Below are 22403 nucleotides of genomic sequence, written 5' to 3'. Positions count from 1 at the left end.
GCGCCGGTGAAGCGGGTGCCGCTCAGCCGTTGCTGGTGCCGTTGGCCGAGAGGACCGGGATGTCGTTCAGCAGGTGCGAGAGCGGCTCGTCGCCCTTGGCCTGGGTGGAGTTCTCGGTGCACTGCTGGTTCTGCGGCGAGGACAGGACGTTGAGGTCCTGCACGCTGACCGGCACCACGCCGACCAGGGAACCGGCGTTGACCTTCGCCGGCAGGCCGATGCACGGCTTGTTCAGCGAGCCCTGGATGAGCGCCATCTGCGGGCTCATGTTCCCGTAGGTGGCCGAGTTGCCGTAGGCCTGCTTGGCGTCGTTGCCGCTGAGCGAGGTGGTGCCGGTGTCGTCGCCGACGGCGAGGGCCTGGGGGGCGGCCGCGGCGCCGACGCCGATGACGGAAGCGGTGACGGCCGCAGCGGCCATGACCTTCTTGATCACGAGATGTCCCTTCGGAAAGAAGCCCCGTCCCGGAGCGCACTGCCCAACTCCCCTGACCCTGCTTGGTTCTTCGGCTTCACTCCTACGGCTTACATTCAGAACCGTTTCTGCTGCCCGATGGGATTATCTGAGCCATTTCTTCCGTGGCAGAGAGCGAAACCATTGGGCTGTACGGGAGTTGAGTATTGCGCCGGCACTTCTGTGCCGCGACGGAAACGGTGCCCGTGGGCACCGGCCACCACAGACCGGTCCACCGGACATAAGGAACACGCAACATGCTCAAGAAGGTTATGGCCGCCACCGCGGTCACCGCGTCGGTTCTCGGCGCCACCGCCATGGCCGCCCCCCAGGCCCTGGCGCTCGGCGACGACTCCGGCACCACCTCCCTCAGCGGGAACGGCGCGGAGACCGCGTTCGGCAACTCCGGCACCGCGGGCGACCAGAGCCCCCAGCTCACCCTGGTCCAGGGCACTCTCAACAAGGCCTGCCTCGGCGTTCCCGTGAAGGCCGACCTGGGCTCCCTGGTCGGCGGCATCCCGGTCACCGTCCAGGACGTGAACGTGCTGTCCTCCCCGCAGAACCAGCAGTGCGCGGAGAACTCCACCCAGGCCAAGGGCGACGAGCCGCTCTCGCACATCCTCGACGACGTCCCGGTGCTCTCGGCGAACGGCGCCGGCAACGGCTGACGTCCGCCGGACGGAATTGCCCATGGGGCGCCTACTGTTCGGGTGAAAAAATGAAAAAGGGAACAGAAAACCAGTTCCCGGACCCGTCCGAGCAGGTTCCCCAGGCGGTACGCCATGACAGCGGGCCCCGTGCGCGCACGTATTCGGTCCGCGCCCGTCATGACGTCAGAAGGGAAGTTCCGTGAAGCTCAAGAAGACCGCGACGATCGTGGCCGGAATGGTGATGGCTCTGGGCGCTGCCGCCCCGGCCCTCGCCGACGCCGGTGCGGAGGGTGCGGCCGTCGGGTCGCCCGGCGTCCTCTCCGGCAACGTCGTCCAGGTGCCCGTACATGTGCCGGTGAACGTGTGCGGCAACTCGATCGGGGTGATCGCAGCTCTCAACCCGGCTCTGGGTAACGGCTGCGTCAACCACTGATGTGACGCAGGCCTGTTCGGCTGCGTGACCACCGGCCCCGGAACGGCATCCGCCGCTCCGGGGCCGGTCTCTCTCTCAACTGCGAACAGGAAGACCACACCATGCGACAGGTCCTCAAGAGAGGAATGCTCACGGCCGCGGCCGCGGGCGGCATCCTCGCCCTGCCCGGCGCGTACGCACTGGCGGACTCCGGCGCCCAGGGGACGGCGTCCGACTCCCCGGGCGTGCTCTCCGGGAACAACGTGCAGGTTCCCGTGGAGGTCCCGGTGAACATCTGCGGCAACACCGTCGACGTGGTCGGCGCCCTCAACCCGGCGTTCGGCAACACCTGCGAGAACGGTGCGACGCCGCCGCCGGCCCCGCCCAAGCCGCACGTGCCCGAGCCGAAGCAGCCACCGGCGCCCGAGCCCTCGACCCCGCCGTCGACCCCGCCGTCCTCCGTGCCCGAGCCGCAGACCAGCACGCTCGCGGAGACCGGTGGCAACCCGGCCACCCTCGCTGCCGGAGCTGCCGCCGGAGCCGCCCTGCTCGCCGCGGGCACCATCCTGTACCGCCGCACCAGCCGCCGCTGACGGCGCCCCGCTCCGCGACCGGCCCACCGATGTAAGGAGTTGGGCCGGTCGCGGAACGGCCGGCAGACGGCGGGCCGGTGTGGCCCCGCCGCGGCGGCGGGCCCGCGTCAATCACCCGTTCGGGGGCGGAACCCTTCGGCGTGGCGGGCGTTGAGCCATGGACCGGGCAGATTCCGTCCGGTCAATCAACCGAACGACCCGAGGAGTCCCTCGCCATGTCGCGTACCGCGAAGGCCATTGCCCTGTCCACCGTCGCCGCCGCTGCCGTGGTCGGCACCGCCGGTCTCGCCTCCGCCGACGCCGGGGCGCAGGGCGCGGCCGTCAAGTCCCCGGGTGTGCTCTCCGGGAACGTCGTCCAGGTCCCCGTCCACATCCCGGTCAACGCCTGCGGCAACACCGTCAACGTCATCGGCCTGCTGAACCCGGCCTTCGGCAACACCTGCGTCAACGCCTGATCCCAGGCTCCGCAGTGACGCGGCCGTCCTTCCCCCGGGGAGGGCGGCCGCTTCGCGTTGCCCCGAACGGGCGCCACCCCACGCTCCGGCGCCCGTTCCCCGTACACCGCTCCCCACCTGGGGAAACGTCCTGCCTGGCGCGGGGTGCGGGTCACCCGTGTTCCGTAGCGGGCCGGTTGCGGGCGGCCCGGTGCCCTTCGACGGTGACGACAGCATCCGCCCGCACCGCAGAAGGGACCCTCATGCGTCACCTGCCGATACGGCACCTCGCCACCAGCGCCCTGTGTGCCGCCCTCGTCCTCGGCACCGCGCTGCCCGTCGCCGCCCAGGACGACTCGCCCGCCGGAGGTGCCGCCGGGCGTTCCGTGCCGGTGCCCGAGGCGGACGCGCTGCTCACCCAGACCGCCGCCCTGCGCGACACCTCCGCCGCCCTCGCCCCCGTCTCCCGGCTGCTGGACGCGGTACTCCGCACCGACGAGGGCAAGCTCTCCCCGGACCAGGCCCGGCGCTACTCGCAGTCCGTACGGGAGGGGATCGCCGCCGCCCGGGAGTCGGTGCGCGGCGGGGGGAACCAGAACGCCCAACTGCCGTCCAGCGCACGGACGTTGCCGGCCCGGCCGCAGACGCCCGCGGCCGAGCTGCGGGCCTCGGCCCTGGACCGCCTCCAGACCCGGGCGGACACCCTGCTCGCGGCCGCCGAGAAGGGGGACCGGGAGGCGGTGTCCCGGCAGGCGCCCAAGCTGGTCACCGCCGCCGTGAACCATCTCGCCGCCACGCTGCTGGCCGGCGGCCTCCCCGCGCCCGATCTGCCGGGTCTGCCGGACCTGCCGCGGATGCCGTCGGCCTCCGGCCCGGTCACGGGCGCCTCGTAGCGATCCCGTTTCCGTCCCCGTTTCCGTCCCGGGTTGCGGCTCGTTGGGCTCCGTGAAGCGACGCGCCGGGCGCCTTCCGCGTCCGGCGCGACCGATCCGCAGGCGAGTCCGCTCGCCGAAGAAAGGAACACGATGAAGCCCCTGAAGGCCGCCGCCGTCCTCGCAGGTTCCATGGTGGCGGTGGGCGCCGCGGCACCCGCGTTCGCCGCCGACATGACGCCCTCCAGCCTCAACGGCGCGGTGAACACCCTCACCAGCCAGAGCGTGCTGGACGCCGCGCCGCTGGACACCAACGCGCTGGACACCGAGAAGGACGGCTCCCTGCTGAACGCCGTACAGGGCGCGGCGGACGGCGTCAACGAGAGCGGCCCCGCCGCGGGCCCCGCGGGCGGCCTCCTCGGCGGCCTCCCCGTCGGCAAGTAGCCCTCGCCTACAGGGAGTTCACCCCGGGTCCGTCCTCCCCGTCCGGAGGCCGGACCCGGGGTCTTCCCAACTCGCCGCCGAACCAGTCACGTTGGACGAATACTCCGAACTCTCGCTCCTCGTACGGGAGTTCGTGACGTGAGGCCCTGGAGCCTCCACCCTTCGTGTGACGTGGGACGGGGTGTCACACGGTCGGGTGATGGTCTGACCCGGTTCCTCCCGGTATGTCGTTACGGTACTGCGGTGAACTCCACCTCCCTCCCGGACAGCGCACCGAGCACGGCCGACCTGGGGACCCTCGTCGTCCTCGCCTGGAGCGGCCAACACCCCACGGAACCGGGCGACATGCCCTTCCTGCTGGCCTACTCGCTGGGCGACGGGCCCGGTGGCCCCGAGGGTGCGAGCGCCGCCGTGCGCGCCTTCCTGGACAGCGCGGGCCTGCCGGTCGGCGGCCCGGTACTGGACGGCACCCACCGGTCGCTGCCCGTCACCCTCCTCGTCCAGGCCGGGCAGGCCGTGCTCACCCTGGACCGGCTCAACGCCCAGTGCCCCGTCCCGCCCGAGTGGCTGGACGCGGTGGGGCAGCGGGGCCATGCCTGCCTGATGTTCGCCACCCGCCCCTGGCCGGCCGGACGGCCCGGACTCGCCGTCACCGCCGATGAGTTGACCGCTTTCGCCGGCAGCCCGGAGACGGTCGGCACCGCGGCGCACTGCCTGGTGCCGGTCCGCTCGCTGCGGGGCTGACGGTGGCCGCGAGCACCGGGCACGGAGCCCGTACCGCCCCGCCCCGACGGCACGGCGCACCGCCCGCCCCGCGGCACGCCGGAGAGCCGAGGCACGCCGGGGCGCGCGACGCCGGACCGGCACCGGCCGGAGCGGTCGGCGGCGGCCGCGGCCTCGGCGGACTGCTGGTGGCGTCCGGGGCGGCCGGGCTGCTGGCGTCCTGGGTGATCACCCTGGATGAGTTCGCGCTGCTCAAGGACCCTGATTTCAGGCCCGGTTGCAGCCTCAACCCGGTGGTGGCCTGCGGCAGCGTGATGAAGAGCGCCCAGGCATCCGTCTTCGGCTTCCCCAATCCGATGCTGGGCCTGGTCTGCTACGCGGTGGTGCTCGCCCTCGGGGTGAGCCTGCTGGGCGGCGCCCGCTTCCCCCGCTGGTACTGGCTGGCCTTCCTCGGCGGCTGCGCCTTCGGCACCGTGTTCGTCACCTGGCTCCAGTTCCAGTCGCTGTACCGCATCAACGCGCTCTGCCTCTGGTGCTGTCTGGCGTGGGCCGCCACCATCCCCCTCTTCTGGTCCGTGGCCGCGCACACCGTGCGCAACGGGCAGTTGGGGGTGCCGCGCGCGGTCCGCGGCTTCCTCACCGAGTTCCCCTGGCTGCCGCCGGTACTGCACCTCGGTGTCGTCGGCATGATGATCCTGACCCGCTGGTGGGACTTCTGGACTGCCTAGAGCACGGGCCCTGTTGCTGCGGCCGGGCGAATCGGGTGGGGTCCTGGGCCGTGTTCCGGGGGATCGGCGGTGGCAGGCGTTGGGGTGGGCACCCTGGGGCGCGGCGGCGGATCCCGTCGCGGCGCCCGTCCGTGTGACACACGTGAAAGGGGCACGCCGGATGAGAGCACCGCACCAGAGGCCGCCGCACCACACTCCCGTACCGCGTCGGAGGGCGGTGACCCGGCGGGGGTTGATGCGCGCGCTCTTCACCGCGGGCGCCGGTGCCGCCGCCACCGGTGTACTGGCCCCGGCGGCGGGCGCCGACGTACCGGGCACCCGTACCCCGCGGCTACCGTCCGTCCCGGAGATCGTCCTCTTCGACGAGGTGTACCGCGGTCACCGGTTGGTGGGGCGCCGGCGAATCGGCGCCGGGGGAGAGGCAGTTGAGGTGTCGGTGGACGGGCGGCCGCTGCATCTGATGCGGCGGGCCGACGGCGGCTACCTCACCATGATCGACCACTACTGCTCGTATCCGACACCGCTGGCCGCCGCCCGCGGTGCCGCCGACCGGCTGGGCCCCGCCCACCCGGCCGCCTGACCGGGAGGCGCGCACGTGGTGTACGTACGCAAGAACGTGAAGGCGCTCAGCGGCAGTGAGCGCAAACGCTTCGTGGACGCGGTGCTGCGTCTCAAACGCAGCGGCCGCTACGACGAGTTCGTCCGCACCCATATGGAGTTCTACACGGCGGACGGGGACCGCGGGCTGCGGGTGGCGCATATGACGCCGTCGTTCCTGCCCTGGCACCGGCTGTTCCTGCTGGACTTCGAGCGGGCGCTGCGGGCTGTGGACTCCTCGGTCACCGTGCCGTACTGGGACTGGACCGCGGAGCGTTCGGCGTCCGCCGTGCCGTGGTCGAAGGACCTCCTCGGCGGCAACGGGCGCGCTGGCGACCGGCGGGTCACCACCGGACCCTTCGCCCACGCCACCGGCAACTGGACGCTCCGCCACAACGTCACCGACGAGCGCTACCTGGTCCGCGACTTCGGGCACCCTCCGGAGGGCCTCACCCTGCCCACGGCGGCCGAACTCGCCGTGGCGGAACGGGAGTCGGGCTATGACGTGGAGCCCTGGGACTCCACCTCCGCCAGTGGTTTCCGCAACAACCTGGAGGGCTGGCGCACCCGGCAGGGCCAGGCCCGGTGGCGCAACCACAACAAGGTGCACCGCTGGGTCGGCGGCACCATGCTGGGCGGCGCCTCCGTCAACGACCCGGTCTTCTGGCTGCACCACTCCTTCGTCGACCTGGTCTGGTCCCGCTGGCAGCGCAAGCACCCGGACGCCCGCTACCTGCCGGCCCGGCCGCCGCTGCCCGGCACCCGGCAGTACCGCCGGATCGTCGGCCGCGACCAGCCGATGCCGCCCTTCGACCTGCCCCCGTCCGAGGCGGAGGACCACCGCCGCGTCTACCGGTACGCCTGACGGCCCGTCGGGCACCGGACACGACGGAGCCCCCGCCCGGTACCGGGCGGGGGCTCCGTGCGTACCGCGGGGTGCGATCAGCCGCCGTAGCCGCTCTCGCCACCGTCGCTGTCGCCGGTCTTGGTCTTGCCGCTGTCGCCGTAACCACCCTGGTCGCCGTTGCCACCCTGGTCGCCGTGGCCGCCCTTGCCACCCTGGTCGCTCTCGCCGTAGCCACCCTGGTCGCCGTGGCCACCCTGGTCGCTGTCGCCGTAGCCGCCGTGGCCGCCGTCGTCGTCCTTGTCGCCGTCGGCGTTGACGCAGGTGTTGCCGAAGGCCGGGTTCAGCAGGCCGATGACATCGACGGTGTTGCCGCACAGGTTGACCGGGATGTGCACCGGGACCTGGACCATGTTGCCCGAGAGGACACCGGGCGAACCGACGGCGGCACCTTCGGCGCCCGCGTCGGCCAGCGCCAGGCCGGCGCCACCGATCAACACGGCACCCGTACCCACCGCGACAGCGGCGGCCTTCGCGATGCGAGACATCACGTTCTCCTTAGCGTTTCGACGAACACGGCCCCAGGAACGTGGCCGCACTCCCCTACAACGCCGAAATGCACCATGGGTCACGGTTCGCCCCGCCACCCGTGCGGTGAACCCCCCGGACGGCCGCCCCGGGCCCTCCGCACGCGCCCTGGACCTTCATCTGAAGCAATCGCATCTGCCAAGTGGATTCATCCTAAAGACTTGCAGATAGGAGAATTCACTGCCTACGTTGGCGCATATGCAGTCCTACACCATCGGCCGGGCCGCACGGCTGCTCGGCGTCAGTCCCGACACCGCGCGCCGCTGGGCGGACGCCGGCCGCGTCGCCACGCACCGCGACGACAGCGGCCGCCGCCTCATCGACGGCCGGGACCTCGCCGCGTTCTCCGCCGAGATCGGCCGGAACGGCACCGGCGAGGACGAAGTGCCCTACACCTCGGCACGGAACGCCTTCCCCGGCATCGTCACCGCCGTCACCCTCGGCGATGTGGCCGCCCAGGTGGAGATCCAGGCAGGACCGCACCGGCTCGTCTCGCTGCTCACCCGTGAGGCCGTCGAGGAACTCGGCCTGGAGGTCGGGATGGAGGCCACCGCCCGCGTCAAATCCACCAACGTGCACATCGACCGGGCCTGACGCGCCCCGTCCGCTCCACCCACGCCGGACCCCGCACCGCGTCAGGCCCCGCACCACGGCGGCGCCTCGGCCCCGGGTGCGGCCCGGACCGGACGGGCCGCAGCGCCCGTGACCCCAGGAGACCCAGCCACCATGACCGCCTTCACCCCGCGCCGCGCCGCCACCGCCGTCCTCGCCGCCGCCCTGCTCGCCCCGCTGGCGGCCTGCGGTTCCGACGGCGACGGCGACGGCGGCAAGGCGAAGACCGCCGGCGGTACCAAGCTGACCGTCCTCGCCGCCGCCTCCCTCACCGATGTCTTCGCCGAGGCCGGCAAGGCGTACGAGAAGAGCCACCCCGGCACCGAGGTCGTGTTCTCCTTCGCCGGTTCGCAGGAGCTGGCCGCGCAGGTCAAGCAGGGCGCCCCGGCCGATGTGCTGACCACCGCCGACACCAGGACCATGGACGATCTGAGGGCCGACACCGGCAAGCCGACCGTCATCGCCAGGAACCGGCTGGTCATCGCCACCGGTGAGGGCAACCCCAAGAAGGTCGGCGCCCTGAAGGACCTCGCCGACCCCAAGCTGAAGGTGGTGCTCGCCGCCTCCGAGGTGCCGGTCGGCCGCTACAGCAAGCAGGTCCTGGACCGGCAGCACCTCACCGTGAAGCCGGTCTCCCAGGAGGCCAATGTGCGTGCCGTGCTCAGCAAGGTGGAGCTGGGCGAGGCCGACGCCGGCATCGTCTACCGGACCGACGCGGCCGGCGCCCCCGGCAAGGTCGACGCCGTCGACATCCCGGACGCGGAGAACGCCATCGCCTCCTACCCGGCCGCCACCCTCAAGGAGTCCCAACACGCGGACGCCGCGGCCGAGTTCGTGAGGTGGCTCAGCACCGCCCCCGCGCAGAAGATCCTCCGCGACGGCGGCTTCCAGAAGCCGTAACCCCGGCCCACCCCCGGTGCCACCGCGGTCACCTCCCCGGCCGTGGTGGCGCCGCCCCATACGACGGGAAGTCCGATGCGCAGACCGCGGCCCGGCACCCCGATGGCGCTGCTGGTGCCCGCGCTGCTGGCCGTGGCGTTCCTGCTGGTGCCGCTCCTGGGCATCCTCGCCCGCACCTCCTGGGGCGAGCTCGGCGGCCATCTCACCGCGCCCGGCAGCGTCACCGCCCTCGTCCTCTCCCTCAAGGTGTCCCTCTGGGCGCTCGGCCTTTCGCTGCTCCTCGGGGTGCCGCTGGCCTGGCTGCTGGCCCGTACCGACTTTCCCGGGAAGGCGCTGGTGCGGTCGCTGGTGCTGCTGCCGATGGTGCTGCCGCCGACCGTCGGCGGTGTGGCGCTGCTGCTCGGGTTCGGGCGGCGGGGTCTGCTGGGGCCGTGGCTGGAGGACGCCTTCGGGCTCACCCTGCCGTTCCACACCTCCGGGGCGGTGGTCGCCGCCACCTTCGTCTCGCTGCCGTTCCTCGTCATCAGCCTGGAGGGCGCCCTCAGCGGGCTGCACCCCCGCTACGAGGAGACCGCGGCCTCCCTGGGGGCGTCGCCGTTCCGGGTGTTCGCCACCGTCACCGTGCCGATGGTGGCGCCCGGGATCGCCGCCGGCGCGGCCCTCACCTGGGCGCGTGCGCTGGGCGAGTTCGGCGCCACCATCACCTTCGCCGGGAACCTCCCCGGCACCACCCAGACCCTGCCGCTCCGGGTCTATCTGCTGCTCCAGGACGACCCCGAGGCCGCCACCTCCGTCAGCCTGCTGCTGCTCGCCGTCGCCATGGCCGTACTGGTCGCGCTGCGTGGGCGGTGGACGGGGCGCCCGGCGCGAAGTGCCAGGCCCCGCACGGCCGTTGACGAGGCGGGGACGGTGGAGCCGGCCGCCGCCCCGGTGGAGGACGACACCGCGCGCTGGCCGCTGCACGCCGAGGTCACCGGCTTCGACCAGCTCACCCTCAGCGCCGACCCGGGCACCACCATCGCCGTCGTCGGCCCCAACGGCGCCGGCAAGACCACCCTGCTGCGCGCCCTCCTCGGCCTCACCGACCGCGCCCACGCCCGTCTCCGCCTCGGCACCACCGACGTCACCGCCCGCCCCCCGCACCGCAGACATGTCGCCTGGGTCCCGCAGGACGGCGCCCTCTTCCCGCACCTCACCGCCCTCGGCAACACCGCGTACGGGCTGCGCGCACACGGTGTGAAGCGGGCCGAGGCACGGCGGGAGGCCGCCCGGCGGCTCGACCAGCTCGGCGTCGGGCACCTCGCGCACCGCCGCCCCGGGCAGCTCTCCGGCGGGCAGGCCCAGCGGGTCGCCCTGGCCCGCGCCCTCGCCGCCCGGCCCCGGCTGCTGCTGCTCGACGAGCCGCTCGCCGCCCTCGACCAGACCACCCGCGCCCGCGTACGGCACACCCTGCGTACCCATCTCACGGCCTTCGGCGGGGTCTGCCTGCTCGTCACCCACGACCCGGTGGAGGCGGTGTCGCTCGCCGACCGGGTCCTGGTGCTGGACGACGGGCGGCGGGTGCAGGACGCGCCGCCCGCCGAGGTGGCGCGCAACCCCCGCTCGCCGTGGGTGGCGCGGATGCTGGGGCGCAACGCCTGGCCCGGCACCGCCACCGAGGACGGTCTCCAACTCGCCGCCGGTGGACGGCTGGTGGTGGCGGAACCGGCCGCGCCGGGCACCGCGGCGCTCGCCGTCGTCGCCCCCGAGGCGGTGTCCCTGCACCGGGAGCGGCCCACCGGCAGCCCGCGCAACGTCTGGCCCGGCACGGTCCGCGAGATCACCGCTCTCGGCAGCCGGCTGCGGGTCCTCGTCGGCTCGGACGCGGGCCCCGACCTGATCGCCGAGATCACCCCGCAGGCCGCGGCGGAACTCGGCCTCACCGAGGGCACCCCCGTCCACGCCGGCATCAAGGCCACCGAGATCACGCTGGTACCGACTTGAGGTCTGCGGGGCCTACGGGGTGTGGAACCCCCGGTGGCGGCCCAGGAGTTCGGCCAGGCCGCGGCGGGTGGCGGCGAGGACCACGCGGTCGGTGGGGCGGAGGACATAGCCCGGGTGCAGGTCCCAGGTCAGGCCGTGCGCCTCGGTGGCCGCGGTGCCCGGCTGCTCGTCCTCGGGCAGGCCCGGGTCCCCGCCGAGGTCGGGCCGGCGCTGGGAGGGCTCCGCGGTGTCCAGGGCGATCACCCGCCACTTCCCGGGGCGGAACACCTCCGCCACGGTGTGCCCTTCGAGCAGCGGATGCCCGGCCACGTCGACCGCGGCGAAGAGCAGCACCCGCCGCTCCACCGGGATCGCCCCGAGGATCTGCCGGCCCATCATCGCCACCGCGAACGACGGCGCCGCCAGATGCGACACACTGCGGCTGCGGGTCAGCGCCCGGGGGTGCGCGGCCCGCAGCGTCCGGTACACGGCGGTGGCGAACTCGTCGTCGTAGAGCCGGAGTACGGCCCTCAGCCCCGGTTTGACGGAGCGGGCGTAGAGGGCGGCCTCCAGATTGGTGGCGTCGGCGCTGGTGAGGGCGAGCAGCGACTGCGCCCGGTGGATCTTCGCCGCCTCCAGTACGCCCTCCTCGGTGACGTCGCCGATCACCACCGGCACCCGCAGCCGCCGGGCCAGTGCCATGCCGCGTGCCTCCGGGTCGGCCTCCACACACACCACGGGGATGCCGAGTTCGCGTAGTTGCACCAGGACCCGGCTGCCGATCTTGCCGAGGCCGAGCAGCACCACATGTCCGGACAGGCTGCGCGGCGGGCGGCGCGGTGCCCCGCTGCGGAAGGTGCCCAGCACCTCAAGGACCGCGGCCAGCAGGACCGGCAGCAGCAGCAACCCCACCAGCCCGTTGAGGAGTTGGAGGACCTGCCGGGCGGCCGGCTCGCCCACCGCGGGGTCGTTGATGGCGAAGAGGTCGAGCACCGTCAGATAGACGGCGTGCACGGTGGAGCGGTCCCCGGTGGTGAGCATCGAGGCCACCGCCAGTGCCAGGACCAGCGCCACCAGACCGGTGAACGACCACCGCAGCCGCCGCGACAGCAGCAGCCAACTCAGCGGTGCGCTCCGCAGGTTGCGCCGCTGCGGCCCGCTGTACGACACCGCTTTGAGGACGACGGTGCCGCGGCCCCGGGCGTCGGCCACCGTCGCCTCGTCCGGGAGGAGCCGGGGTGCTTCGGAGCCGCTGTCCTCGGATCCCTCCGCGCCGGCCGGGTCGCTGTCGGTGGCGGAGAGCAGGGCCAGGGTGCAGAGGCCGGGCTCGCGGGTCTCGCCGGGGCGCTGCGGCCCCAACTCCGAGGCACGCAGCAGCAGTCCGTCGGCGCGTACCACTTTGCTGGTGCCGCCGAGGGCGCTGGCGGCGAGTGCGGGGGCGGCGGTGTCGGCGTCGGAGAGGACGGTGGTGGAGGCGTCCAGGCCGTCAGGGAGGCGTCCGGCGAGTGCGGCGGCCTGGTCGAGGAGGCTGGCCAGATGCTGGCCGAGGCGCCGGTTGTAGAGGCGGATGACCAGCCGCAGCCGCGGGTTGAGGCGGCGGGCGGCGAGCGCGGCCCGGATGTTGGTCTCGTCGTCGTCATGGACCAGCGCCAGGGCCACCGCGTCCGCCACTCCGACCTCGGCGAGGACCTCCTCGGTGAGGTCCGCGGCCTCCAGGGTGCGCCCGGGGGAGGGCGGGGCGAGGGTGTCGGTGCTTCCGGCGGCCCGGCTGACGGCGGCCGTCACCCGCCCCAGCAGTACCGCGGCCCGCCCGCGCCCGGTCTGGGTGCGCCGGTCGAGGCGACCGGCGGGCGGCACCACCAGGGTGACGTTCTCGCGGTAGACGGTGCGGAGTTCGTCGGCGAGCCGGTGGGCGAGGGCGTCGTCGCCGCAGACCACCATGGTCTCGGCGGCGTCCAGGGGTGCGGCCGGCGGCGGAAGAGTGCTCACAGCTGTCCACCCTGCCCGATCACCAGGCCCGAACGCCACGCGGCCCGGCGGGAGTTGGGCGGATCCGCGAAATGCGGCTACGCCCCCAGCACACCCGCTCCCAGCAGTGCGAAGAGCAGTACGCCGATCACCAGGCGGTAGACCACGAAGGCGGTGAAGGTGTGCCGGGCGATGTACTTCAGCAGCCAGGCGATGGAGGCGTAGGCCACCGCGAACGACACCAGGGTGCCGACGACCAGCGGCGCCACGTCCACCCCGCCGCCGACCGCGTCCTTCAGTTCGTACACACCGGCGCCGGTCAGTGCGGGCAGGCCGAGGAAGAAGGAGAGGCGGGTGGCGGCGACCCGGTCCAGGCCGAGGATGAGGCCGGTGGACATGGTGGCGCCGGAGCGGGAGAAGCCGGGGAAGAGCAGCGCCAGGATCTGCGAACTGCCCACCAGCATCGCGTCCTTGAAGGTGGTGTCGGCCTCGCTGCGCCGGTGCCGCCCCATCTGGTCCGCGGCCCACATCACACCGCTGCCCGCGATCAGCGAGCCCGCCACCACCCACAGGGAGGCCAGCGTTCCCTCGATGAGGGGTTTCGCGGCGAGGCCCACGATCACGATGGGGATGGTGGCCCAGATGACCCACCAGGTGAACTTGTAGTCGTGGTCCTGCCGCAGCTCCGGGTTGCGCAGACCGCGTACCCAGGCGGTGAGGAAGCGCACGATGTCGCTGCGGAAGTAGACGAACACGGCGGCGATCGCGCCCACTTGGATGACCGCGGTGAACGCGACCACGGCCCGGTCGTCCACCTGGATGCCCATCAGACCTTCGGTGATCTTCAGATGCCCGGTGGAGGAGACGGGCAGGAACTCCGTGACGCCCTCGACGATGCCGAGGATCACGGCCTGCCCGATGCTGATGGAGCTCACCTGGTGGTCCCGTCCTTCTGCCGGCCAGGCGATGTGCCCGGGCTGGGACGCGACTGTACCCGGCACCGAGCGCTCCGCTTCCGTCACGCATGGTGTTCAGACAGTCACACCATGTACGGGACCGGGTGCGGCCAGGGCGGGGCGGACGGGGCGCCATCCGTACGCAATCCGCCGCACACCGGAAGTTCCACGGGACTTCACCGACGGGACGGCGCCCCGACCCCGCCCGTGAAGCCCCGTGAGCTCCGGTGCGCCCGGCCCCCGTTGAGCCGGTGTCAGCGCACCTCGACCACGGTCGACGGGGTCCCGTGGCCCTTGCCGGTGCCCTCGGTGCCGGCCGCGCCCGCCGGGCCCAGGTTCTTGCGCACCGAGTCGAGGATGGTGAGGCCCTGGCCGACCAGGCCCGCCGCGATCTCCCCGAGGCCGTCGGTGCCGTTGAGGACGTTGACGTTGGCCCCGGCGAGGCCGCCCGCCGCCTCCTTGACGATCTGCGGGAGCTGGTCGATCAGCATCCGGTCCAGGGCGACCCGGTCGTGCGAGGCCGCCGCCTCCGCCTGGATCTTCATCCGCTCCGCCTCCGCCAGCGCCAGCACCCGGATCCGCTCCGCCTCCGCCTCGGCCGGCTTGACCACCTCGGCGACCAGCTCCTCCTGCCTCAACCGGGCGGCGCGCTCGGCGAGTTCGGTCTGCGCGGCCAGCACCTCCTGCTGGGCGTGGGCCTGCGCCAGCGGACCCGCCTGCGAGGACTCGGCCTGCGCCCGGTCCACCTCGGCCTTGTACTGGGCCTGCACCACCGCGGTCTGCCGGGCGTACTCGGCCTGGTTCCGGGTGGCCTCCTGCTCGGCCTCGGCGGCGGCCTGGGTGGCCTGCGCCTGCGCGATCTGGGCCTGCCGCTGGATGGCCGCCTGGTGCGGTGCGGACATCGCCTCGATATAGCCGGTCTGGCCGTCGTCGATGGACTGGATCTGGAAGGCGTCGACGTTCAGGCCGATCTTCGCCATCTCCGTCTTGGAGGTGTTCAGCACCTCCGTGGCCAGCTTCTGGCGCTCGGTGACGATCTCCTCGACGGTCATCGAACCGACGATGGACCGCAGATGACCGGCGAAGATACGGCCGGTCAGGACGGACATCTGCCCCTGGTCGGACAGGAAGCGCTGCCCGGCGTTGACGATGCTCTCCCGGTCGTTGCCGATCTTGAACGCGATCACGGCGCGCACCGTCAGCTCGATGCCCTGCCGGGTCACACAGGTCTCGGCGACCTCCGCCTCCGACATGGCGAGCGTCAGAAAACGCACCTTGCGGAAGATCGGCAGTACGAACTTGCCGTGCCCGGTGACGACCCGGAACGGTGCGCCCTGGAGCCCCCTCCGGCCACCGGAGATCAGCATCGCCTGATCAGGGGCGGGAACGCGGTATCCGAACATCCTGGTATCTCCTCATCTCACGCCCGCCGTCCGTTCAGTACGGGGCGAGCGACTGGTCGTGGGGGTCGAACGGCGACTGCCAGGCGATGACGTCCACCTGCCGGATGCCCCGGGAGTGGATCACCAGTACCGTGGCGCCGCTCGGCAGCGGTTCGTCGGACCAGGCGAGGAACGTCTCGGAACCGCCGCGGATACTCACCAGCACCTCGCCGGGACCCGCCGCGCCCTGCGTCCCGAGCAGCAGCTCGCCGATGCAGCCGATCACGGCCTCGTCCTGAGCCATCCTGGGACGTCCCCCCCTGTCGTTCGCGGCCGCCGGCGGGCTTCCGCGCCTCCGCCGGTGCTCGGCCAACCGACCTTAGCCGCCCGCTGCGGCCCGCCGGACAGCGCGTGCCCGCCGAACCGGGGGCACCCGACCGTGCGCCTCCGAAGACGCCCCGCCCCGGCCCGCGGTTCCGGCCCGCCGGACGCCTCCCGGGCCAGGCGCGGCGGTCACTCGCGCGGACCGTTCCGCCGGGCACCGGCACCCGCGGGTACCGAGCATGGACGCATGTCCGAGCCCGGTGACGACCCCGACCGCACGGCGTCCGGGGCCGCACATCGGCCGCGCCTGCGGGACCCGTCGCTGAGCTGGATCTGGCCCGCGATCTCCGTCGCCCTGGTGCCCGTCCTGCACTTCCTGCTGCCCGAGCACCTCTTCGGCCCCGAGCACCCGGTGCTGAGCTGGACCGCCTTCTCGGTGGCCCTGGCGGTGATCGCCACGCTGCTGCTGCTCCAGGTCCGGGACATCCAGTTGGGCCGCGTCCGCTCCATGAAGCGCCCCGGCATCGTCATCGTCGCCCTGATGAGCCTCACCCTGCTGACCTTCTCCACGGCGTACTCGGCGATGGCACGGGAGCCCGGCCAGTTCGACGGGCTCCGGACGCGGCTCGACGCCCTCTACTTCACCCTGGTCACCCTCGCCACCGTCGGCTACGGCGATGTGACCGCCAGCGGGCAGGCGGCCCGGCTGGTGACGATGCTGCAGATCGTCTACGACCTGGTGATCCTCACCGCGGCCGCCACCGCCCTCAGCCACTACCTCCGCTCCCAACTCCGCTCCCGGGCGGGCCGCGACGGGACGGACCCGGACCCCGAGGAGTCCGGGCCCGACACCGACTGACCCCCGCAGTACGGGGAGAGCGCTCAGGCTCCGGAGGCGCTCAGCACGGGCTCGGTCCCCGGCGCGTCCGCCCGGCCGGTGCCCGCTCCGGCCGCCGGCTCCGCGGCCGTCTCGCGCGCCGCGAACGGGCACTGCCAGTCGGCCGGTTTGGGCCGCCCCGAGTAGCGGCGGCTCTCCGGCAGCTCCTCGTACTCGTACAGGTTGGGGTTGATGTCGCCCTGGAGCTTGATGTCCTGCTTGCGGATCTTCTCCGCCAGCCGGTCCCACATCCCGGCGCCCTTGATGAGGTCGAACTGCCGGTGCGAGTTGAAGGCCAGCATGGGGAACGGGGGACGGCGGCCCCAGCGGCGGTGCGTCTCGTGCAGGCCGATCACGAAGAACGGATGGCCGGCCACGCTGAACGCGAACCGCCCGGACTGCGGATCGGACGAGTAGCCCTCGGCCCAGCGGTAACTCCGTACGTCCTGCTCGTGCAGCAGTTGGAGATGCTGCCAGAGCAGCTCCTCGAAGCGGAGTTCGTCGACCCCGCGCGGCTGCTCGAAGGTCGCCACGAAACTGGTGAACGCCCGCGGGTTCCAGTCCGCCGAGGAGACGAACTCGGCGAGGTCCAGCGCCAGCAGCCGGGCCGCCTCCTCGCCGCCCAGCAGGTCGTAATGGCGGTGGGTGATACCGCCGCGGCGCCAGGCGGAGCGGCCCGCCAGGCAGGAGAACCGGTCACCGAGCATGAACTTCTCGACCTCGGCGCGCGCATCCGCGTCCGTCGCCATGGCCAGCTTTCCTTCCAACTACGTGCCTCCTCGCAGAGAGATCGTCCCGGCGTGCCGCGCCTCCTGTGGCCCGGCCCGCATCCGTCGGTCCCCGCCCCCACCGGTTCCCGTTCCGCGAGCCCGCCCCCGCGCCGCGTCACGGCAGGCGCGCACACCGGCGTGGCGGCAGGCGCGCACGCCGGTGCGGCCCGGTGGAAACCGGGCGAAAAGGGACCCGCGAAGGGTGGTCGGAGGGAGAAGTTCCCGGGCGATTGTGACGGCAGGGAGGCGTCCGGGGAAATGCCGCCTGGCCGCCTCGGGAGGAGACGTGCATCACAGTGCCCGGTGTGCCCGCCGCCTCACCCTGGGTGCAGACCCCGCATCCCCTCTGACCGGCCAACTACCGTCCCCGGCAAGGAAGTTCACTGTCGGTCAGGACGGTGCACCGGAGGCGGGGCGACGCGGGCGGACGGAAAACCGGTTGCCCCGCCCCCGCCCGCGCACTCGGATGAGAGGTCGCCCTCCCGCCCACCACCCCGGAGTCAGTCGCGCCCATGGCACCCACCGATCCGACCGCCCTCACCCTGCGCCCGCTCACCGGCCCCGACGAACTCGCCCTCTTCTCCCGACTGCCCTATGTGCTCAACGATGAACTCGCGGACGACCTCGACGCCGGCCGCCGGCGCCCGGAGTGGATGTGGGTCGCCCTGCGCGGCGACCGGCTGCTGGCCCGGGTCGCCTGGTGGAGCCGGACGCCGGGCACCGACCCGTACCTCCTGGACATCTTCGACCTCGCCGACGACGCCCCCGACCCCGACCTCCCGGACATCGCCCTCCGCCTGCTGCGCACCGCGACCGCCGCCGTCGTCCCGAACGGCACCCGCCCGCCGCGGTACTGCGGATTCCTGCCGGCCGGCTCCAGTGGAGACCAGGCGGCCAGGCGGGCCGCGGAGACCCGGACCGCGATCCTGGAACGCGCCGGCGCCCGGCTCTTCGTGGAACGCCTCAACCTGGAATGGCGGCCCGGCGCCCCCGTCCCCGACCCCGGCCCCCGACTCACGTTCCGTCCGCTCACCGACACCGGCGAACTCATCACCCTCATGACCGCCGTCCTCGAAGGCACCCTCGACGCCCACAGCCGCGAGGCCCTGACCCGGCTGCCCGCCCGCGAGGTCGCCACCGAGCACTACGAGCGGGAACTGTCGCGCTACACCACACCCCGCGACTGGTGGCGCACCGCCACCCTGCCCGACGGTGAACCGGTCGGCTTCGTACTGCCCGCCCACAACGCCTACGGCCCGATCATCGCCTACCTCGCCGTACTGCCCGCCCACCGCGGCCACGGCCACATCCACGACATCCTCGCCGAGGGCACCCGCACCCTCGCCACCCACGACGCCCCCCGCATCCGCGCCACCACCGACCTCACCAACACCCCCATGGCACAGGCCTTCCACCGCGCCGGCTACCACGAGTCGGGCCGCCAGCTCGACATGACGTGGGGGTGACACGGCCCCGCCCGGCCCCACTGAACTCCAACACCTGACCAGGTACGGCCACTTGCCCCCGCCGGCGCCTCGGAATCGCCCGGACCAGCACAGCACCTCGGTCACCGAGAACGCTCAACTCGACACCATTGGAAGGGTGTTGAGGTCTCCCGAGAACAGCACGCGCCGGAAACCTGCCTGCTGCGCGAGCGATCCCGCCCGGCGAACCGCCCGTTGCCAGGCGATCAGCCCGCGAGGACGAAAAGGTTCTCCCTAATCAGCGGGGGGGGGGGTGCCTTCGGAGCGTCCTTCGCCCGGGTGTGCCTGTGACTGGGGCGGGAGCTGGGGTGGGCGGGGTACCGGCAGGTCGATCAAGTCCCCTACCCCCGCGACCTGTTGGAGGGTCCGGGCGAGGGAGCGCAATGCCTCGCGGGTGGCGGCCAGTTGGTGGCGCAGTTCGTCGGCCTCCGGCCAATCCCGTTCGTACGTCACCGGGTCCCGGCCCGCGGGCCGCATCGCCTCGTATGCCGCCAACTTGGGGTGCCACACCGTCAGCAGGGGCCGCAGCACGCGGTTGAGGGTCACCATCGCGAGGACGCCGAACGTCAGGCGTCCCGGGGGCACCGGTGGCGCGACCGCCGGGCCGTGCTCGTGCAGGATGCCTCGGGTGACGTCGTAGAGCGAGTACAGCGAACTCAGCGCCTCACGCAGCACACCCTGGTCCCGTTCGAGCGGAACTACCGCGATACGGCTGGCCAGTTGGAAATAGAGCTGCCACGCGGCCGTGCGCTCGGCATCGGCGGGCACCCACAGGCCCGTCACCTCACCGACGAACGGAATCGTCAGCTTCGCCGTCACCTGTGTCGGCGCACCGCGCCCACGCCGCGAGGTCTCGCCGGACTGCGTCATGATCGCCTCCCCGGGTCCACAGTAGGGTATGGCAACGTGTGGGATGTCTTCCTCAGTTACAGCCGCAGGGACGCCGACCGGATTCGGCCGCTGCATCGAGCGCTCGCCGAGGCCGGACTGAAGGTGTTCACCGATGAGTCCGCCGTGGCGGGCTTCGCCGGTATCAGTGACAGCATCCGCCGGGCACTCGCCGAGTCCCGGGTTCTCCTCGCGTATTACTCCGTCGGCTATCCACAACGCCCCGCCTGCCAGTGGGAGTTGACCGCCGCCTTCCTCGCCGGGCTGAGCGAGGGCGATCCACGCCGCCGGGTCCTGGTGGTGAACCCCGAGCCGGGTACCGCCCACATCCACCCGGTGGAACTGCGCGACACCCGCCATGGCCGCGCCGAGGAACTCGCCTCCGACGTCATCGAGTATCTGCGCCAAGTGCCGGGCCCCATGCCCCTGGAGGCCGAACCGCCACGAGTGCACGGCGTACTGCCCGTCGCCGTAGGGGAGTTCACCGGGCGGCTGCCCGAATTGTGGTGGCTGCACAGCGCGTTGCACGCCCAGGAAGCGCCCCTGGTCACCGGCCGCACCGTGGCCCGACCAGTGCAGTTGCGCGGGATGCCGGGTATCGGCAAGACCCGCCTCGCCCGCGAGTACGCGGTGCGCTTCGGCGCGGCCTTCCCCGGTGGTGTGTACTGGTCCCGGGCCGAAGTGCCCCGCCCACCCGCCGGCGACCACCTAGGCGACGGCCCCTCCCTCCACATCGTGGACGACGTGCCGTGCGCACTACCGCCCCGCGCCGTCGCGGAACTCGCAGCGGCCCACCCCTCCGTACGCACCCTGCTCCTCACCCGAAGTCGCGCCTACGGAGGGCTCGGTGAGCACCTCGACCTGGAACCGCTGCCGCAGGAGGCAGCGGCCGTGCTCGGCGCCGCACCCGAGGTGGTGCACGCGACCGGCGGGCACCCCGGAGCGCTCGCGCTGCTCGGATCCGCCGTACACACAGGGCAGGACCCCACCGAACTCGTCGCCGGACTCTACGAACCGGGCCGCTCCCTGCTCGACCTCCTCGCCGGGGACGAACTCACCGCGGACTACGTACGCGACGCGCTGACCGCTCCGGACGAGGCCAGGGACGTGCTGCGCTGTGCCGGGGCGCGCTTTCCGTTGCCGATGACCGAGGCTGACGCCGCTGCCGCGTTCACGGCCGACGGAATGCGGCCGGCAGTGGCACGCCGTCGCGCGGCGGCGGGTCTGGCCGAACTGACCGCGCGCAGCCTGCTGGAGCCCGGCCCCGACGGGCACCGCCTGCACCCGGTGATCGACCACGTCTGGCGACACCACGAGAGCGACCCCGCCCGCGCCGAGGCATTGCGCCGGACCGTCCTCTCCCTCCTCGGCGCCGGCACTACCCTGGGCGTGGTACCAGCACCCGGAGAGCGGAGGGAGACCGCGTCGATGGCCGTGAGCGAGGCGGAACGGATGGCTGCCTTCGACCTTCAGGTCGAACTGGTCAGCCGGATCGGTGTACAGACGCTGCCCGCGGACGGCGGTAGCCTGCGCGAGGCACTGACATCCCTGTACAGCCTGTTTCCCTTCACCCGTGACACGTTGCACCGTTACAGCGTGGGCCTCCAGGCGCCCGCCCTCGCCCCCGACTCGGTGCAGTCGCTGGCGGACCATCTGCTCAACGGCGTACTGCGGCCCTTCACCACCGAATGGCACGCCCGGCTCCTCGACTGGGAAGCCCGACGCGCCCCCGACACCAGCCCACTCGACCACGAACGCGCCTGGGACCAGGCCCCCACCATGCGCGCCGCCCTCGTCGCCCTACAAGCCCCGCTCCAGAACGTCGCAGCCACTCTCGCCACCATCTCAGGCGCAGACTTCGGCCTCCCAGCAGCGGGGTGAACCACGGGACTGGCACCCGTTTCCTGTCCCGCTCCGGCGGTGCGTTCCTGCTCCAGGTAGAAGCGACCTGCTTCGATGGTGTCCGCCTGCCACCTTCCCTTCTTCCTGGGCATGGTCACCAGGCCCCGGTCCCTCAGCGCGCGAGCTGTGACGGCGAGTCCGGGGCTGTCCGACGTGACGGGGTTGCTCGTCCCGAATGAGGTTCGGCGGAGATCGACACCAGCTCGGACGGTGTTCAGCCTGGTCAGATCATTGGTGCGGGTCGGTGGGGAGCGGTCTCGCGAGGGCTCGGGGAGCGAGTCGGCTCCCACATGGCTCCCGACTTCTCCTGGTTCCGGGCTGGATGCCACGCGCTGGCTGCCCGACTCCGAGCGTCACGACCTGATCATGATCGGGCCCGGCCGGATCCGACGGGTCTGTGCCGCGATCCTTGATGTGGAGGCAGCCTTCGGCGGCTGGAGTCACACCATCGGCAGCGAGTTCAGTCGGCTGCTCGTGGACGGCGGGGCTGGTTCCACCGGGCTGGACTGGCGCTCACCATCAGGCCGTGGTCGTCGGGTCGGAGGATTCGGCGGCACGTCGGTACTCGGCGTTGATGCGTTGGGCTTCTTCGAGCTGGTCTTCGAGGATGACGATCCGGCAGGCGGCCTCGATCGGGGTGCCCTGGTCGACGAGCTCACGCGCGCGGGCTGCGATCCGCAGCTGGTAGCGGGAGTAGCGGCGGTGCCCACCGTCTGAGCGCAGGGGCGTGATCAGCCGTGCCTCGCCGATGGCGCGCAGGAAGCCGGGAGTAGCGCCGATCATCTCGGCGGCCCGGCCCATGGTGTAGGCGGGGTAGTCGTCGTCATCGAGACGGCCCAGCGAGCTGTCTGCTGTCATTTCACCTCTCTGCGGAACACGTTGAGGGGCCTTGGTGCCGTACGGCACCAAGGCCCCGAAGGAACTACTACACCATCTGCCGACCTTGCTGCTGCGTCGGCCCTCTGTTTCCGCATGACCGTCCGGAATGCTGACGGAAGTGCGGGGATCGCGGATGCGTGACCGGAGACCACCTGCCTATCGA

24 protein-coding genes and 1 pseudogene are annotated in these 22403 nt (G+C 72.5%); 16 read left to right on the top strand and 9 right to left on the bottom strand.

Annotated features, from left to right (window positions below; genetic code table 11):
• Positions 1 to 22 precede the first annotated feature (22 nt).
• Entirely contained in the window at positions 23 to 433 is a 411-nt protein-coding gene (locus ACFVST_RS05675) for a rodlin (protein WP_390147169.1), read from the bottom strand.
• A gap of 275 nt (positions 434 to 708) precedes the next feature.
• Here ACFVST_RS05675 and ACFVST_RS05670 point away from each other — a divergent pair, with 275 nt between their 5' ends.
• From ACFVST_RS05670 to ACFVST_RS05625, 10 genes are all read left to right on the top strand, one after another.
• Positions 709 to 1119: a rodlin gene (locus tag ACFVST_RS05670; RefSeq protein ID WP_390147167.1), complete on the top strand. Its 411-nt coding sequence runs from the start codon at positions 709 to 711 to the stop codon at positions 1117 to 1119.
• 217 nt (positions 1120 to 1336) lie between these two features.
• Complete coding sequence (locus ACFVST_RS05665) at positions 1337 to 1534, top strand: chaplin family protein (protein WP_390147187.1); 198 nt, start codon at positions 1337 to 1339, stop codon at positions 1532 to 1534.
• 101 nt (positions 1535 to 1635) lie between these two features.
• Entirely contained in the window at positions 1636 to 2106 is a 471-nt protein-coding gene (locus tag ACFVST_RS05660) for a chaplin (RefSeq protein ID WP_390147166.1), read from the top strand.
• A 215-nt stretch (positions 2107 to 2321) separates the two neighbouring features.
• On the top strand, positions 2322 to 2561 hold the full coding sequence (locus ACFVST_RS05655; protein WP_390147164.1) for a chaplin: 240 nt from the start codon (positions 2322 to 2324) through the stop codon (positions 2559 to 2561).
• A gap of 242 nt (positions 2562 to 2803) precedes the next feature.
• Entirely contained in the window at positions 2804 to 3433 is a 630-nt protein-coding gene (locus ACFVST_RS05650) for a hypothetical protein (RefSeq protein ID WP_390147163.1), read from the top strand.
• A 132-nt stretch (positions 3434 to 3565) separates the two neighbouring features.
• Complete coding sequence (locus tag ACFVST_RS05645) at positions 3566 to 3856, top strand: hypothetical protein (RefSeq protein ID WP_390147161.1); 291 nt, start codon at positions 3566 to 3568, stop codon at positions 3854 to 3856.
• A 243-nt stretch (positions 3857 to 4099) separates the two neighbouring features.
• Entirely contained in the window at positions 4100 to 4600 is a 501-nt protein-coding gene (locus ACFVST_RS05640; RefSeq protein WP_390147160.1) for a DUF5949 family protein, read from the top strand.
• Between the two features lie 161 nt (positions 4601 to 4761).
• Positions 4762 to 5307: a vitamin K epoxide reductase family protein gene (locus tag ACFVST_RS05635; protein WP_390147185.1), complete on the top strand. Its 546-nt coding sequence runs from the start codon at positions 4762 to 4764 to the stop codon at positions 5305 to 5307.
• A 235-nt stretch (positions 5308 to 5542) separates the two neighbouring features.
• Positions 5543 to 5887, top strand: a complete 345-nt coding sequence (locus tag ACFVST_RS05630) for a tyrosinase family oxidase copper chaperone (protein WP_390147158.1) — start codon at positions 5543 to 5545, stop codon at positions 5885 to 5887.
• A gap of 15 nt (positions 5888 to 5902) precedes the next feature.
• Positions 5903 to 6769: a tyrosinase family protein gene (locus ACFVST_RS05625; protein WP_390147156.1), complete on the top strand. Its 867-nt coding sequence runs from the start codon at positions 5903 to 5905 to the stop codon at positions 6767 to 6769.
• 233 nt (positions 6770 to 7002) lie between these two features.
• Here ACFVST_RS05625 and ACFVST_RS05620 read toward each other — a convergent pair.
• Positions 7003 to 7296, bottom strand: a pseudogene (locus tag ACFVST_RS05620) (chaplin); the annotation flags it as partial.
• 229 nt (positions 7297 to 7525) lie between these two features.
• On the opposite strand from ACFVST_RS05620, the gene ACFVST_RS05615 reads away from it, so the two are divergent.
• From ACFVST_RS05615 to ACFVST_RS05605, 3 genes are all read left to right on the top strand, one after another.
• Positions 7526 to 7930 carry a molybdopterin-binding protein gene (locus tag ACFVST_RS05615; protein WP_390147154.1) on the top strand — a complete coding sequence of 135 codons (405 nt, stop codon included), beginning with the start codon at positions 7526 to 7528 and terminating at the stop codon, positions 7928 to 7930.
• 132 nt (positions 7931 to 8062) lie between these two features.
• On the top strand, positions 8063 to 8848 hold the full coding sequence (gene modA, locus ACFVST_RS05610; protein ID WP_390147152.1) for a molybdate ABC transporter substrate-binding protein: 786 nt from the start codon (positions 8063 to 8065) through the stop codon (positions 8846 to 8848).
• Between the two features lie 75 nt (positions 8849 to 8923).
• Positions 8924 to 10831 (top strand): ABC transporter permease, encoded by a 1908-nt coding sequence (locus ACFVST_RS05605; protein WP_390147151.1) that lies wholly within the window; start codon positions 8924 to 8926, stop codon positions 10829 to 10831.
• 12 nt (positions 10832 to 10843) lie between these two features.
• On the opposite strand, the gene ACFVST_RS05600 is transcribed toward ACFVST_RS05605, so the two are convergent.
• The 4 genes from ACFVST_RS05600 to ACFVST_RS05585 all read right to left on the bottom strand — a co-directional run bounded on the left by ACFVST_RS05600 (position 10844) and on the right by ACFVST_RS05585 (position 15420).
• Positions 10844 to 12751, bottom strand: a complete 1908-nt coding sequence (locus ACFVST_RS05600; RefSeq protein WP_390147183.1) for an NAD-binding protein — start codon at positions 12749 to 12751, stop codon at positions 10844 to 10846.
• Between the two features lie 125 nt (positions 12752 to 12876).
• On the bottom strand, positions 12877 to 13713 hold the full coding sequence (locus ACFVST_RS05595) for an undecaprenyl-diphosphate phosphatase (protein WP_390147149.1): 837 nt from the start codon (positions 13711 to 13713) through the stop codon (positions 12877 to 12879).
• A 275-nt stretch (positions 13714 to 13988) separates the two neighbouring features.
• Complete coding sequence (locus ACFVST_RS05590; protein ID WP_390147147.1) at positions 13989 to 15137, bottom strand: SPFH domain-containing protein; 1149 nt, start codon at positions 15135 to 15137, stop codon at positions 13989 to 13991.
• Between the two features lie 34 nt (positions 15138 to 15171).
• Complete coding sequence (locus ACFVST_RS05585; RefSeq protein ID WP_390147145.1) at positions 15172 to 15420, bottom strand: hypothetical protein; 249 nt, start codon at positions 15418 to 15420, stop codon at positions 15172 to 15174.
• 267 nt (positions 15421 to 15687) lie between these two features.
• On the opposite strand from ACFVST_RS05585, the gene ACFVST_RS05580 reads away from it, so the two are divergent.
• On the top strand, positions 15688 to 16299 hold the full coding sequence (locus tag ACFVST_RS05580; protein ID WP_390147143.1) for a potassium channel family protein: 612 nt from the start codon (positions 15688 to 15690) through the stop codon (positions 16297 to 16299).
• Between the two features lie 23 nt (positions 16300 to 16322).
• On the opposite strand, the gene gntA is transcribed toward ACFVST_RS05580, so the two are convergent.
• On the bottom strand, positions 16323 to 17084 hold the full coding sequence (gene gntA / locus ACFVST_RS05575; protein ID WP_390147142.1) for a guanitoxin biosynthesis heme-dependent pre-guanitoxin N-hydroxylase GntA: 762 nt from the start codon (positions 17082 to 17084) through the stop codon (positions 16323 to 16325).
• A gap of 515 nt (positions 17085 to 17599) precedes the next feature.
• On the opposite strand from gntA, the gene ACFVST_RS05570 reads away from it, so the two are divergent.
• The gene (locus ACFVST_RS05570; RefSeq protein ID WP_390147140.1) at positions 17600 to 18553 is read left to right on the top strand and encodes a GNAT family N-acetyltransferase; all 954 of its coding nucleotides are present in this window, start codon (positions 17600 to 17602) and stop codon (positions 18551 to 18553) included.
• A gap of 252 nt (positions 18554 to 18805) precedes the next feature.
• On the opposite strand, the gene ACFVST_RS05565 is transcribed toward ACFVST_RS05570, so the two are convergent.
• Entirely contained in the window at positions 18806 to 19441 is a 636-nt protein-coding gene (locus tag ACFVST_RS05565) for a hypothetical protein (protein WP_390147139.1), read from the bottom strand.
• Between the two features lie 36 nt (positions 19442 to 19477).
• Here ACFVST_RS05565 and ACFVST_RS05560 point away from each other — a divergent pair, with 36 nt between their 5' ends.
• The gene (locus ACFVST_RS05560) at positions 19478 to 21340 is read left to right on the top strand and encodes a TIR domain-containing protein (protein WP_390147137.1); all 1863 of its coding nucleotides are present in this window, start codon (positions 19478 to 19480) and stop codon (positions 21338 to 21340) included.
• Positions 21341 to 21880: 540 nt separating this feature from the next.
• Here ACFVST_RS05560 and ACFVST_RS05555 read toward each other — a convergent pair.
• Positions 21881 to 22219 (bottom strand): MerR family transcriptional regulator, encoded by a 339-nt coding sequence (locus ACFVST_RS05555; RefSeq protein WP_390147135.1) that lies wholly within the window; start codon positions 22217 to 22219, stop codon positions 21881 to 21883.
• Positions 22220 to 22403: the final 184 nt, after the last annotated feature.

The organism is Streptomyces sp. NPDC058045 (genome assembly GCF_042885635.1).
GTDB lineage: Bacteria > Actinomycetota > Actinomycetes > Streptomycetales > Streptomycetaceae > Streptomyces.
This window is presented reverse-complemented; position numbering and strand designations above follow the sequence as displayed.